Consider the following 14,675-nt stretch of genomic DNA (forward strand, 5'->3'; position numbering starts at 1 on the left):
GTGCTCAGCCAGGGAAATTCTCTGGAAACTTTGCCTTCGCCCTCGCCTCGGCAGGCGCGATCACATTGCGCCGTACCAGATCGGTGAGGTTCTGGTCCAGCGTCTGCATGCCCTGCTGGTTGCCGGTCTGGATGGACGAGTACATCTGCGCCACCTTGTTCTCGCGGATCAGGTTGCGGATCGCCGAGGTGCCCAGCATGATCTCGTGCGCCGCCACGCGGCCGCTGCCGTCCTTGAGCTTGCACAGGCTTTGCGAGATCACCGCCACCAGCGACTCCGACACCATCGCGCGCACCATTTCCTTTTCGGCCGCGGGGAACACGTCGACGATACGGTCCACCGTCTTGGCGGCCGAGCTGGTGTGCAGGGTGCCGAACACCAGGTGGCCGGTCTCGGCCGCGGTGAGCGCCAGGCGGATGGTTTCCAGGTCGCGCATTTCGCCCACCAGAACCGCGTCAGGATCCTCGCGTAGCGCCGAACGCAGCGCGTTCGCGAAGCTCAATGTGTGCGGGCCGACCTCGCGCTGGTTGATCAGGCATTTCTTGGACTCGTGCACGAACTCGATCGGATCCTCGATCGTCAGCACATGGCCGTACTCGCTCTCGTTCAAGTGGTTCACCATCGCCGCCAGCGTGGTGGACTTGCCAGAGCCGGTGGGCCCGGTCACCAGCACCAGGCCGCGCGGCTTGAGCGCCAGCTCGGCAAACACCTTGGGGCAGTTGAGCTGCTCCAGCGTGAGGATCTTCGACGGGATGGTGCGGAACACCGCGCCGGCGCCGCGGTTCTGGTTGAAGGCATTGACGCGAAAACGCGCCAGGCCCTGAATCTCGAAGGAGAAATCGACCTCCAGCGTTTCCTCATAGGCCTTGCGCTGCGAGTCATTCATGATGTCGTAGACCATGTCGTGCACCTGGCGGTGCTCGAGCGGCTCGACATTGATGCGGCGCACATCACCGTGCACGCGGATCATCGGCGGCAGGCCGGCCGAGAGGTGCAGGTCGGAGGCCTTGTTCTTGACCGAGAATGCCAGCAGTTGGGTAATGTCCATGATTGGGGCAGAAAGCGTGGGCCATTATGGCGACGATCTCCGGGAACATACAAGAACTGCGCCAGCGCATTGCCAGGGCCTGCGAGACCGCCCATCGGCCCGTGCAAAGCGTCACATTGCTCACGGTCAGCAAGACGTTTTCGGGCGACGCCGTGCGCACCGCCTACGCGGCCGGCGCGCGCTGCTTCGGTGAGAACTATGTGCAGGAGGGGCTGGACAAGATCGCCGAACTCGCCGACCTGCGCGCGGCGCTGGAGTGGCATCTGATCGGCCCGCTGCAGAGCAACAAGACGCGCGTGGTGGCCGAGGCCTTCGACTGGGTGCACAGCGTCGATCGGCTCAAGATCGCACAGCGCCTGTCCGAGCAGCGCCCGGCCGGGCTGGCGCCGCTGCAGGTCTGCCTGCAGGTGAACATCAGCGGTGAAGCGAGCAAGAGTGGCGTCAGCCTGGCCGAGCTGCCGGCGCTGGCCGCGCAGGTGGCGGCACTGCCGCGCCTGCGGCTGCGCGGCCTGATGGCCATTCCCGAACCCGCAGGCGACTCCGAGACCCAGCGCCGGCCGCATCGCGCGCTGGCTCAGGCCTTGGCCGAGTTGAATCGGCAAGGCCTGAGCCTCGACACGCTGAGTATGGGCATGAGCGCCGACCTCGAAGCCGCCATCGCCGAGGGCGCCACCATCGTGCGCGTGGGCTCGGCCATCTTCGGCAGCCGCGCCGCGCTGGCCGCAACACAGGGCCACGCGTAAACCCTAGGTCGGCGCAAACAAGCCCCCGAACGGGGGATCAAGCCCGGCGCGAACGCGGAAAACGTCACGGCATCGAATTGTTGCAATGTGTCACGGCGCCGCGTGCGCCGGCACACTTCCGCCTGCTGTTGAGGCGACCGCAAGGGCGCTCACAACAGGCCCCATGCAACCCGTTTCACACGCGGACGAAGATTTCGCGACCGATGTCACAGCGCCAGATTCCCTCCCGTGTTTACCCGTATCAAGCGGCCGCAAGACGGCTCCGACAACCGGCTGCAGGCTGACCGCCTGGACCGCATCACTCCGACCTGAGGGAACTTCTGATGAAGCTTCTGTCCCAACTGCGCATCGGGCAACGCCTGGCGCTGAGCTACACCCTGCTGATCCTGCTGCTGATCGTGATCGGCAGCTACGGCGCCTACAGTGCCAATCGCCTGTCCAAGGACCTCGACCGCACCGCCAATTCCAGCCTGGTGAAGATCGCCAACGCCAACGCCTTGGAAGGCAATGTCAACGTGGTGGCGCGCGCCGCCCGCGACCTGCTGCTGCTGGATGAAGCACGCCAGATCAAGAAGCAGAAGGCGGCCATCGAGGCCGCGCTGCAAGACAGCGAGAAGCAGCTTGCCAGCCTCGAGGCCACGCTCGACGGCGCCAAGGAAAAGGAACTGATGGGCCAGGTGCGCGAGCGCCAGTCCAAGTTCTTCGCCTCGGTGGCCAAGTTCCAGAAGGTGCAGCAGGATGGTAGCCCCGACGAGGCGCGCGAAAGCCTGATCACCGATGTGCGCCCGGCCCAGCAGGCCTATCAGGACGGCCTCAAGGGCCTGGTGGACCTGCAGTTCGAAAGCGCCAGCGATCTGGCCAAGTCGGGCGCCGAAATTGCCAGCAACTCCGTCATCGTGACCGCCGTGCTGGTGGTGCTGGCGGTGCTGATCGGCGGCGGCGGCGGCATCACCATCGCACGCTCCATCGTCGTGCCGGCGCGCCAGGCCAAGGACGTGGCCCAGGCCATCAGCGCGGGCGATCTATCGCAGCACATCGAGGCCGAAGGCTCGGACGAGCTCAGCCAGATGCTGCACGCCATGCGCGATATGCAGTTGGCGCTCTCGGGCGTGGTCAGCAGCGTCAGCTCAGCCGCCGGTGAGGTGGCACAGAACTCCAGCGAGATTGCCGGCAGCAATATCGACCTCTCCGACCGCACCTCGCGCTCGGCCGCCAGCCTGCAGAACACTGCCGCGTCGGTGGAGCAGATTGCCGCGAATCTGCATGGCGCCAGCGAGCTCACCCGCAAGGCCGCCGGCATCGCCACCAAGGCACGCCAGTCGGCCTCGGCGGGTGGCCAGGTGGTCTCGCAGGTGGTCGCAACGATGGAAGAGATCAGCAGCAGCTCGCGCAAGATCGGCGACATCATCGGCGTGATCGACGGCATTGCCTTCCAGACCAATATCCTGGCGCTGAACGCCGCGGTGGAAGCCGCGCGTGCCGGCGAGCATGGCCGCGGCTTCGCCGTGGTGGCCTCCGAGGTGCGCGCGCTGGCTTCGCGCTCGGCCGCCGCCGCCAAGGAGATCAAGGTGCTGATCCAGGAATCCTCGGTGAAGGTGGAGAACGGCACGGCGCTGGTCAACAACGCCGGCATCACCATCCGCAGCGTGGTCGACGAGGTCAACAACATGGGCCAGCTGATCGAGGAAATCTCGCATTCGGCCCAGGAGCAGGCCAGCGGCGTGGGCGTGGTGAACCAGGCCATGAACGAGCTGGACCGCACCACGCAACAGAACACCACCCTGGTGGACGACCTCTCGCGCTCCACCGACGCGCTCAAGAACAGCTCCTCGCGCCTGCTTGAGGCGGTGGGTTTCTTCCGCGCCACCACCGCCTGAAGACAGGCCCAACCCTTTCCCTGCCGTAACGAAGAGAAGAACCGATATGAAAGCCTTCCACAACCTGACCCGTTCCGCCGCCGCCTGCTGCGCCCTGCTGGCCCTGGCCATCAGCGCCCATGCCGCGGTGCCGAAGATCGTCAAGAAGGTGCCGCCCGAATTCCCCGCCGAGGCCTCGCGCAAGTCGATCAACAGCGGCACCGTGAAGGCCAAGATGGCGATCGAGCCGGACGGCAAGGTCTCGGCCGTGGACATCATCGAAGCCGAACCCCGCAAGGTGTTCGACAAGGCCGTCACCGCCGCACTGATGGACTGGCGCTTCGAAGCCTCGGGCGAGAAGCAGAGCCACGAGGTCAAGCTGGTGTTCAAGAACGACGATTGACAGCGTCAGGCCACATCCTCTGCCAGGAAGGCCCTGCACCGCAGGGCCTTCTTCATTTCATCCATCTGCATGACCTAAATCAAGGAATGCGCTGACACTCTGCGCCTCGCTTGCTAGAGTAGGCCTAGCGGACATGGTGCCAGCAGAGCGCCCCGCCATCGCAAGGACAGCCGCCGAGCCCCGCAGGGACGGGTCGGCGCGGCACAAGCGGAGGTGTCATGAGAGTCAACACGCCGGTAAGCCAGCGGGAATACCCGTTCCCCAAGGGCGAGACCCTGGTCTCGACCACGGATCTGCAGGGCCGCATCCTGTACTGCAACGAAGCCTTCATCGAGGTCAGCGGCTACGCGCGCGAGGAACTGCTGGGCCAGCCCCACAACCTGATACGTCACCCGGACATGCCCGCCGAGGCCTTCCGCGACATGTGGGCCACGATACAGGGCGGCCAGCCCTGGTCGGCGGTGGTGAAGAACCGCCGCAAGAATGGCGACCACTACTGGGTGCAGGCCAACGTGACGCCGCTGCTGGATGAACGCGGCCGTCCCAACGGCTATATGTCGGTGCGCACCGAAGCCAGCAGCGCGGCCGCCGCCGCGGCCGAGTTGACCTACGCCCGCATGCGCGAGCAGGCTGCCCAGGGCCGGCTCAAGCAGGGCCTGCACGAAGGCCTGCTGGTGGACATGACGCCGCTGGGGCAGCTGCGCCGCCGCCTGCAACCGGGACTGGCCGGCCGCATGCGCCTGCTGCTGGCGCTGCCGGCCCTGCTGGGCTTCGGCCTGGCCAGCTTGCCGCTGCCCGGCGCGCCACGCTGGCTCTGGGGCCTCGCCATCGCGGCGCTGTGCGCCTGGCTGGGCGGCAGCTATCTGGCTGGTCTGGCGATCGCACCGCTGCGCAAGCTGGTGAGCTTTGCCAACCGCATGGCCGCGGGCGACCTGACCCAGAACCTCAGCGAGCAGCGCCGCGACGAGGTGGGCCAGATCGCGCGCGCGCTGGCCCAACTGAACGTCAACCTGATGTCCATCGTGCGCGACGCGCGCATCGGCGTGAGCGAGCTGCACCAAGGCACGCAGGCGATCTCCGAGGGCAATGCCGATTTGTCGGCGCGTACCGAGACACAGGCCAGCAACCTGCAGCAGACCGCCTCGTCGATGGAGCAAATCACCAGCACCATACGCGCCGCCACCGAGATGGCGCAGAGCGCGGCCAAGCATGCCGCCGCCGCGCTGGCGGTCAGCAGCAACAGCAACCAAGCGGTGGCCGCGGTCGCGCACAGCATGCAGAGCATCAGCGCGGCCGCAGCGCGCATCGCCGACATCATCCAGGTGGTGGACAGCATTGCTTTCCAGACCAATATCCTGGCGCTCAACGCCGCAGTGGAGGCAGCGCGCGCGGGCGAGCAGGGGCGCGGCTTTGCGGTGGTGGCGGCTGAAGTGCGTGCGCTGGCCCAACGCACCAGCAGCGCCGCCCGCGAGGTACGCGGCCTGATCGCCGAGTCCAGCGAGCGCGTCGCGGAAGGTGGCCAGCAGGTCCAGCAGGCCCAGCAGGCGATGGGCGAGATGCAGCATGCGGTGGACGATATGCACCAGCTGATCAGCCGCATCAGCCATGGCATGGGCGAACAGATGCAGGGCGTGGAGCAGATCAACAGCGCAGTGGCCCAGCTCGATACGCTGACGCAGCAGAACGCCGCGCTGGTGGAGCAGGTGTCGGCCTCGGCCATGGGGCTGAACGAACAGGCCCAGGCGGTGGAGGACTCGGTCAGCGTGTTCAGGCTGCGCGGCCATGAGCAGCGCGTCGCACCTGACGCGGTGGCTCTGCGGCGTGCCGCCAAGGCGGGGTTGCAGCGCGCTGCCTGAGTGACTCCCAGTCGACGCCGCGCGCAATCATGAAATAAGCCACAAACGCGCCCGCCGCCAGCGGCGGCCGGGCGAGCCGATCGACGCAGCGCAGTGCTTTGGCCGCATCATGCGTGCTCCACTCCTGCGTATTCGCCATGGACCCCAGCCGCGTGCGTCTGTTCGAGCCGGACGAAGAAGTCGCCCGCCTCCAGGCCATGCTGGACCAGGCGCCCAAGGGCGCGGCCTTGCGCACCGAGTTGGCCCTGGCCTGGCAACTGCGCGAGCGCGACACCATGCGCGCATGGCAGTTGGCCGACAACATCGGCCCTCGGCTCGCAGCCTCGGCCGAGCATGCCGGCCTGCAGCCCCGGCTGCGCCTGCTGCGGGCGGAATGCCTGCGCCTGCGGGCCGAGCTGCCGGCCGCCTTGCACGAGGCGCAAACCGCGACGCGCGAATTCGGTCAACTGAGCAATCGCTGCGGCATGGTGGACGGCTGCTGGGTGCAGGCCCTGGTGCTGGCCAACCAGGGCCAGACGCAGGCGCGCGATGCCGCGCTCGAGCAGGGCATCGTGCTGGCCCGGGCCGACGGCGACAAGGAACGACAACTCATCCTGGAAGCCACGCTGGCGCGCTACCAGTCCTTTCGCGAGCTGCGCGCCGCCGAGCAGCGCTGGGCCCAGCGCTTTGGCGCCCTGCTGCCCGCGCTGCGCGCACCGGCCGCCGCCGGCGTGCACCTGTTCTTCGGCAGCTGCGCCTACCGCGCCAGCGACTATGCCGGCGCGATCCAGCATTTCAACCGCGGTTTCGAGGCCAGCCTCAAGAGTGGCCAGCTGCACAACGCCATCACCGCGGCCGGCAATATCGGCAATGCCTTCACCAGCCTGAACGATCACGACACCGCGCTCGAATGGGTGCAGCGCGCCCTCGAGCTGGCGCGCCCCACCGGTTGGCCCGCCAGCGTCGGCGCCTGCTTGAGCCAGATGGGCGAAACGCTGCGCCGCCTGCGGCGCCTGGATCTGGCCGAGGCCATGCTGGAAGAAGCGTTGCAGACACTCAGGCCGCTGCAGGCCTCGCGCAACTACGCCGTGGCACTGAAGTACCGCGCCGATCTGGCGCTGGACCGCGGCGCCTACCGGCAGGCGCTGGACTGCTACCTGATGCTTGAGCAGCGCTCCAGCGGACCGCAGGGTAGCGACCTGCAGCTCGAAATGCAGTGCGGCAAGGCCAAGGCCCTGCTGCACCTGGGCCAGCTCGACGCCGCGGTGCAGGTCGCGCAGGCGGCCTTGCAGCAGGCGGTGGACGCCGGCCTGGACGACCAGCAGGTGGAGGCCCGCCAGGTGCTGGCGGCGATCAGCGGCCAGCAAACCCGGCAGGGCCGGCGGCCCGAGACCAGCGCGCTCGAACATCTGGAACAGGCCCTGCAGGTGGCTGGCCGCATCGCCGGCTACCAGGCATCCGCGGATCTGCTCAGCGACCTGGGCCAGGCCTATGCGCAGGCCGGCCGCCATGCCGAAGCCTACGCGGCCTCCGAGCAATCGGTGGCCACGCGCGAGCGCCTGCATGGCCAGATGGCTCACCAGCGTCTGATGGCCCTGCAACTGCGCCACATGACCGAAAGCGCGCGCGCCGAGGCCGCCCACCACAAGCAGATGGCCGAGGCCGAGGCCAAGCGCGCAGCCCTGCTGCAGCACACCAGCGCCACGCTGGAGCGGCTCGGCGCCATCGGCCAGGAGATCACCGCCCACCTGGATGCCGAATCGGTGTTCCTGACCCTGCACCGCCATGTGCACGCCCTGCTCGACGCAGCGGGCTTCGGCATCTACCTGATGGATGCCGACGGCCAGGCCCTGAACTCCGTGTTCGACATTGAGAACGGACAGCGCCTGCCCAGCGAGCGCATCGACCTGAACGACCCGCACTCCAACTCGGCACGTTGCGTGCGCGAGCGACGCGAGCTTTCGGTGCAGCTGGCCGCCGACGGCAGCGACCCCAGCCAGGTGCCCGGCACCATGCACACCCTCAGCGCCCTGTTCGCGCCGCTGACGGTGGGTGAGCGCGTGCTGGGCGTGATGACGCTGCAGTCCCCGCATGCCAATGCTTACGCCGAACATGAGTGGCTGATTTTCCGCAGCTTGTGCGCCTATACCGCGATCGCGCTGGACAATGCCAGCGCCTACCGGCACCTGAAGGATGCCCAGGCCCAGCTGGTGGCGCAGGAGAAGCTGGCGGCGCTGGGCGCACTGGTGGCCGGCGTGGCGCATGAGCTCAACACGCCGATCGGCAACGGCCTGCTGATGGCGTCCACCTTGCAGCAGCGCAGCGAAGAGATCACCCAGGCCGCGCAGGACAACAGCCTGCGGCGCTCGGCCCTGATGAGCTATCTGGCCGACGCCACCTCGGCCGCGCAGCTGATCGCACGCGGCCTTGGCACCGCCGCGGCCCTGGTCGCCAGCTTCAAGCAGGTGGCAGCCGACCGCACCACCGAGCAGCGCCGCGTGTTCGACCTCGCCCACACCAGTCAAGATGTCGTCGCCACCATGATGGGCGCGATTCGCAAGAGCGGCCATGCGATCGCATTAGAGATCCCCGAGGGCATACGCCTGGACGCCTACCCCGGCCCCTTCGGCCAGGTGCTCACCAACCTAATCAACAACGCCCTGCTGCACGCCTTCGAGGGCCGCAGCCGCGGCCGCATGCTGCTGACGGCCGAGCCGATGAGCAAGCCCGGCTGGGTGGAGCTGCGCTTCAGCGACAACGGCCGCGGCATCAGCGCCGAGCATCTGCACCGCATCTTTGAACCCTTCTTCACCACCAAGCTGGGTCAGGGCGGCAGCGGCCTGGGGCTGTCGATCAGCTACAACATCATCAAGAACCTGTTTGGCGGCGAGATCCGGGTTGGCAGCGAGTTAGGCCAAGGCACCCTGGTCACCATCTGCGTGCCTTTGTGTGCGCCAGCGGGCGCTGGCTCCGGCAGCCCCGAGCGCTTCGCCTAGCTGGCCGGCATTTACACAAATCAACAAGGCCTGCAATACAGATGAAGCCTGTTGTATTTGTGCAGCAAGACGCCGTCGCAAGCTGCGCCGTTCACTAGCATTCGCAACCCATGCAGGCTGCCGATCTTGGCGCAACCCATACCCGGGTGGCGCCGCCGCAGGGCGGGCCACACAGGCCCTTGCCAGACAGCATCTGCTGAAGACCAATGGAGATTCACAAAATGATGAAGAAAGTAGCGCTCCCCCGCCATCGCGCGGCGACCCTCACCGCTGCAGCACTGGCATGCGCAGCCTTCTGCGCGCAAGCTCAGGCGCAAGCCTCTGAAGTGCTGCAGCGCGTGGAAGTTACGGGCAGCCACATCAAACGCGCCACCGACGAAGGCTCTGCCCCTGTGCAGGTGTTGCGCCGCGAAGACCTGCAGCGCCTGGGCGTGACCACGGTGCGCGAAATGCTTGACAGCCTGTCCGGCAGCAACAGCAGCTCGCTCTCCGATATCGGGGGTAGCAACTCCTTTGCCTCTGGCGCCAGCTCGGCCTCGCTGCGCAATATGGGCAAGCAAAGCACCCTGGTGCTGTTGAACTTCCGCCGCGTCGCGCCCTATCCCCTGGCCGACTTCAACGAAGTCTTCACCAATCTTGACGCCCTGCCCGCCGAGGCCGTGGAACGCATCGAGGTGCTCAAGAGCGGCGGCTCCTCCGTCTATGGCTCCGACGCCGTGGCCGGCGTGATCAACATCATCACGCGCAGCAACTACGAAGGTCTGCAGGCCTCGGCCTCGCACCAGCAAGGTGTGAATCTGGGCAAGTTCGCCAACTCGCGCGCCAGCCTGACGGGCGGCTTTGGCGACATCAACAAGCACGGCTTCAATGTGCTGGCGAATCTGGAGATGTACCACCGCGAGGCCATGCCCTCCTGGCGTGAGGTGCTTGCCGACTCGAACCCGATCTACTTCGAGAAGTTCGCCACCTTCGGCTCGCTGTCCACCTACTCCTATCCCGGCAACATCATCGGCGTCGGCCCGGTCAAGGGCTGCGCGGTTGTGACCAGCAATCTGTGCCGCTACGACCGCTACAGCGCCTTCGAAGTGCAGCCGGGTGCAGATCGCACCAATATGCTGGTGTCGGCCCGCTACAAAGTCGCTGGCGATACCCAGGGCTATTCGGAGCTGCTGTTCAGCCGCACCAAGAACGATTACTCCAGCACGCACGCGCTGTACGGCATCGGCCAGGACTCGACCTGGGGCAACCCCGTCACGGGCCAGGGCATCACCTTTGTGCACCGTGGCCTGCCCGCTGAGCATCCCTTCAACCCCACCGGGGAGGAAGTGGAGTTCCGCTACCGCTTCGTGGACGATGGCGCCGGCCAGAAGCTCAAGACCGACCAATACCGCGTCCTGACGGGCCTGCAGGGCACCTGGAAGAACATGGACTGGGACTTGGCCACCGGCGTGATGGGCGGCAAGACCAACATGGACATGCGTGGCCGACTCAGCAACAGCGCCTTCAAGGAACTGGTGGGCGACTACAACGCCGAGGTGCTGGCCGCTGACTTCTTCAACAAGGCCAATGGCTACAAGATCGGCCAGCCCAACAGCGCCGAGGTGCTGTCCAAGCTCTTCCCCACCTACGGCTGGGATGCCAAGACCACCCAGACCTTTGTCGATGGCAAGCTGACCGGCGAGATCGCCAGCTGGGACGCTGGCCCGGTCGGCCTGGCCACCGGCTTCGACCTGCGGCATGAAAAGATGACCATCACCCCGACGCAGAACCTGCAAGTGGGTGACATCGTCGGCCTGGGCACCTCCAAGTCGGACGGCAAGCGCTCGCAAGGCGCGGTGTTCGCGGAATTGAGCATGCCGCTGACCAAGGCCCTGACATTGGAAACGGCCGGCCGGGTGGACAAGTACAAGGGCTTCAACGCCCACTTCTCGCCCAAGCTGGCCTTGCGTTACGAAGCCAGCAAGGAATTGCTGCTGCGTGCCACGGCAGAGGGCGGCTTCCGCGCCCCCAACCTGACCGAGAGCGCCGAATCGCTGAAGTTCTCGTTCAACAACGGCACGGTGGACCCGAAGCGCTGCGACCCGGCACAGGCACTGGCCGGCGACCTGCGCACGCAGGCCGATTCGCTGAACGACAACGACCCGAACAAGGCCCTGCTGCTGGCCCGCGCGGACAGCGTTGAAACCAATGAATGCGCCGCCGGTGTTGCCAATCTGACCCGCAACAACCCCAATCTGAAACCAGAGACTTCGAAGTCGTTCAGCCTGGGTGTGGTGTTTGCGCCGGCCAAGGGCTGGAACCTGTCGGCCGACTACTTCAACATCTCGCGCAAGAACGAGATCGGCCTGCGTTCGCTGGATGACCTGCTGGCCAGCGAGGCCTCGCTGCCGGCCGGCACCATCGTGCGCGACAAGGACGCCTCCAAGGACCCCAGCTTCCGCACCGCTGCCGAACGCGCGAAATACGGCATCGGCGCCGACGCTGGCCCGCTGCTGAGCAGCCAGGGCAAGTTCGAGAACCTGCTCAAAACGCGCACCTCGGGCATCGACTTCGGCCTGAATTCGCAGGTCAGCACCGAACTGGGCCGCATTGGCTGGGCCTTTGACGCCACCTACCTGCTCAACTACCAGGAGTTCCGCACCGAGATCAATGCCTGGGGCAACAACCTGGCCGGCCGCTATGGCTACTCGCGGGTCATCGTCGGCAACACCTTCAGCCTGAAGTCCGGCGACTTCGGTCACGCCCTGCGCCTTACCTACAACAGCCCGCAGGACTACCGGCGCGACGTGAACGACAGCGGCTGGACCGCCGCAGATTGCGCCAAGAAGAGGCCAGCGATCACGGAGTGCCGCCTGGCTGCCTACCAGCGCCTGGACTACAACATCAGCTACACCGGTTTCAAGAACCTGACCTTGTCGCTGAATATCCGCAACTTGCTGGATGAGCGCCCGGCTATCGACTACCGTGACTTCAACGTCAGCGGCGGCAACATCATTCCGCAGAACCGCGAAGACGTGCAGGGCCGCATGTACCGCGTCGCCGCGGAGTACAAGTTCTGGTAATGAATCCCTTCGGCACATGCTGCTGACTCAGGGCCGGGAGGGAACTCCCGGCCCTTTTTTTGTGCGCGGCCGCAAGCAGCTGGGACAATGGCGGCTTTGACAGCGGCGGCATAGCGAGCACAAGAGATGGCGATTCAATGGTTCCCCGGGCATATGAACACGACCCGGAATGCGATCAAGGAGCGCATGAAGGGCGGCATCGACGTGGTGATCGAGCTGCTCGACGCGCGCTGCCCGGGTGCAAGCGCCAACCCGCTGCTGGCCGAGCTGACCGACAGCAAGCCCACCCTCAAGCTGCTCAACAAGCAGGACCTGGCCGACCCGGCGCGCACCGCCTTGTGGCTGGCCCATTACAACGCCCTGCCTGCCACCCGCGCGATCGCGCTGGACACCGCCATGGTGGCGCCCGCCAAGGCCTTGGTGGCGGCCTGCCGCGAGCTGGCACCGAACCGCGGCGGCATGGCCAAGCCGCTACGCGTGCTGATCTGCGGCATCCCCAACGTCGGCAAGTCCACCCTCATCAACACCCTGGTGGGCAAGCGCTCGGCCAAGACCGGCGATGAGCCCGGCATCACCAAGGTGGAGCAGAAGATCGTGCTGGACCAGGATGTCTACCTGTTCGACACCCCCGGCATGCTGTGGCCTCGCATCAGCATTGAACAGGCCGGCTACAACCTTGCCGCCAGCGGCGCGGTGGGCCGCAATGCCTTCGACGAGGCCGAGGTGGCGCTGGAGCTGCTGCACTATCTGCGCGCCGAATACGCCGGCCGCGTAGAGGAGCGCTACAAGCTCGCCGACTCTGCCGAGCTCGACGACGAGGGTCTGCTCACCGCCATCGGCCGCAAGCGCGGCGCCATGCTGGGCGGCGGGCGCGTCAGCCTGCAAAAGGCCGCCGAGGTGCTGATCTACGAATTCCGCCAGGGGCTCCTGGGCCGCATCACGCTGGAAACGCCGGAGCAGTTCGCCACCTGGGCGGCCGCCGCGGCGCTGGCCGATCAGCAGCGCCTGGAAAAGATCGCCGCGCGCAAGCGCAAGACCAAGACACCGCAGCGCGGCGGGCCGGTGGCGGAAGAAGACGCGCAATAAGTCACATCCCCGGCTTGCACCTCGGGTTTGTCATGAGGCTCACACAGTGGCGCGGCATGGTGGCGGCATGTTCACCCACTTTGCCGACCTCAGCACCATGCCCAGCCTCAGCATCCGCAAGCGCCTCATCCTGGCCGCCGCCTTCGTGGGCCTGTGCATGGCCGGCCTGGCGCTCTATGCGCAGCTGAGCCTGCGCGCCAGCGAACAGGCCACCGAGGCCTTCTTCACCCGCCCCCAGGTGCAGGCGCGCCAGGCCGGTGAACTCAAGGCCGCGCTGGGCATGCTCTTCATGCACGAGAAGAACATGCTGATCAGCTACGAGCTGCTCAGCGAGGCGCAGCGCCATGAGCAGCTGTGGCAGGCCAGCTGGCGCGATGCCGAGGGCCTGCTCGCCAGCCTGCGCGCGCTGCGGCCCGATGCGCAAAGCAGCGCCGCGCTGAGCGAGCTGGAGGCCGGCCTGAGCGGCTACCGCAGCGGCTTCGAACCGGTGATGAAGGAGGTGCTGGAAGAGCGCCTGCTCACCCCGGCCGAGGGCAACCGCGCGATGCAGCCGGTGCTGCCCGCGGTGCAGCGCGCCCAGGCGGCGCTGCAGACCCTGGTGAGCGTCAGTGCGGCCCAGGCCGACGAGGCGCGCGCCGCGCTGGAGGCGCGCGCCCGTCACACGCGCTGGGTGCTGACGCTGGGATTGAGCGTCTGCCTGGCGCTGTGCCTGGCGGTGCTGCTGCTCACCACCCGCTCGGTGGTGCGCGCCATCGGCGCCGCGCGCGCCGCCGCCGAACGCATTGCCGCCGGCGACCTCAGCGTCGCCATCGTGCCGCAGGGCGACGACGAGGCCGCGCAGATGCTGCAGGCGCTGGCGCGCATGCAGCAAAGCCTGGCCGGCCTGGTGGGTGAGGTGCGCGACACCACCGCCGGCCTGCATGCCGCATCGGCCGACATTGCCAGCGGCAACCAGGACCTGAGCGAGCGCAGCGAGCACAGCGCCTCCAGCCTGCAGCAGACCAGCGCCAGCATGTCGCTGCTGAGCGACAAGGTGCAGCGCAGCGCCGCCGACGCCCAGGCGGCGCGCGCGCTGGCCAGCAATGCCAGCCTGGTGGCCACGCGCGGCGGCGAGGTGGTGGCCCAGGTGGTGCAGACCATGGACGAGATCCAGGCCAGCTCACGCCGCATCGGCGACATCGTCGGCGTGATCGACGGCCTGGCCTTTCAAACCAATATCCTCGCCCTGAACGCCGCCGTGGAGGCGGCGCGCGCCGGCGCGCAGGGCCGCGGCTTTGCGGTGGTGGCGGCCGAGGTGCGCAGCCTGGCGACGCGTTCGGCCGAGGCCGCCAAGGAGATCAAGCAGCTGATCGGCGCCTCGGTGCACAAGGTGGGCAGCGGCACCGCCCTGGTGATGGACGCGGGCCGCACCATGCAGGACATCGTGCAATCGGTGCGCAGCGTCAGCGCCACCATCGCCGGCATCAGCGCCTCGGCCCAGCAGCAAAGCCAGGAGCTCGGCGAGGTCAGCAGCGCGGTGGCGCAGCTGGACGAGTTGACCCAGCGCAATGCCGCGCTGGTGGAGCAGTCGGCGGCGGCGGCCGAGGGGCTGAAGGAGCGCGCCGAGCGCCTGCAGGGGCTGGTGGCGGGGTTCCGCTGCTAGCGGC

The 14,675-nt window shown here is 67.2% G+C and carries 9 protein-coding genes; 8 read left to right on the top strand and 1 reads right to left on the bottom strand.

The features are described 5' to 3' along the window. Positions 1–4: 4 nt before the first annotated feature. Positions 5–1,048 carry a type IV pilus twitching motility protein PilT gene (locus tag WG898_RS01150; RefSeq protein ID WP_339600945.1) on the bottom strand — a complete coding sequence of 348 codons (1,044 nt, stop codon included), beginning with the start codon at positions 1,046–1,048 and terminating at the stop codon, positions 5–7. 26 nt (positions 1,049–1,074) lie between these two features. On the opposite strand from WG898_RS01150, the gene WG898_RS01155 reads away from it, so the two are divergent. The 8 genes from WG898_RS01155 (at position 1,075) to WG898_RS01190 (ending at position 14,671) form a co-directional block, all read left to right on the top strand. Beyond that, positions 1,075–1,791, top strand: a complete 717-nt coding sequence (locus tag WG898_RS01155) for a YggS family pyridoxal phosphate-dependent enzyme (RefSeq protein WP_339600946.1) — start codon at positions 1,075–1,077, stop codon at positions 1,789–1,791. A gap of 323 nt (positions 1,792–2,114) precedes the next feature. Beyond that, positions 2,115–3,668 (top strand): methyl-accepting chemotaxis protein, encoded by a 1,554-nt coding sequence (locus tag WG898_RS01160; RefSeq protein WP_339600947.1) that lies wholly within the window; start codon positions 2,115–2,117, stop codon positions 3,666–3,668. A 46-nt stretch (positions 3,669–3,714) separates the two neighbouring features. After that, positions 3,715–4,050: a TonB family protein gene (locus tag WG898_RS01165; protein WP_339600948.1), complete on the top strand. Its 336-nt coding sequence runs from the start codon at positions 3,715–3,717 to the stop codon at positions 4,048–4,050. A gap of 218 nt (positions 4,051–4,268) precedes the next feature. Then, positions 4,269–5,906 carry a methyl-accepting chemotaxis protein gene (locus WG898_RS01170; RefSeq protein WP_339600949.1) on the top strand — a complete coding sequence of 546 codons (1,638 nt, stop codon included), beginning with the start codon at positions 4,269–4,271 and terminating at the stop codon, positions 5,904–5,906. A gap of 137 nt (positions 5,907–6,043) precedes the next feature. Beyond that, entirely contained in the window at positions 6,044–8,881 is a 2,838-nt protein-coding gene (locus WG898_RS01175) for an ATP-binding protein (RefSeq protein WP_339600950.1), read from the top strand. 221 nt (positions 8,882–9,102) lie between these two features. Continuing rightward, positions 9,103–11,943, top strand: a complete 2,841-nt coding sequence (locus WG898_RS01180; protein ID WP_339600951.1) for a TonB-dependent receptor domain-containing protein — start codon at positions 9,103–9,105, stop codon at positions 11,941–11,943. Positions 11,944–12,069: 126 nt separating this feature from the next. After that, complete coding sequence (ylqF, locus tag WG898_RS01185) at positions 12,070–13,029, top strand: ribosome biogenesis GTPase YlqF (protein ID WP_339600952.1); 960 nt, start codon at positions 12,070–12,072, stop codon at positions 13,027–13,029. Positions 13,030–13,096: 67 nt separating this feature from the next. Continuing rightward, the gene (locus WG898_RS01190; protein ID WP_339600953.1) at positions 13,097–14,671 is read left to right on the top strand and encodes a methyl-accepting chemotaxis protein; all 1,575 of its coding nucleotides are present in this window, start codon (positions 13,097–13,099) and stop codon (positions 14,669–14,671) included. Positions 14,672–14,675: the final 4 nt, after the last annotated feature.

The organism is Paucibacter soli, assembly GCF_037482845.1.
Lineage (GTDB): Bacteria > Pseudomonadota > Gammaproteobacteria > Burkholderiales > Burkholderiaceae_C > Paucibacter_B > Paucibacter_B soli.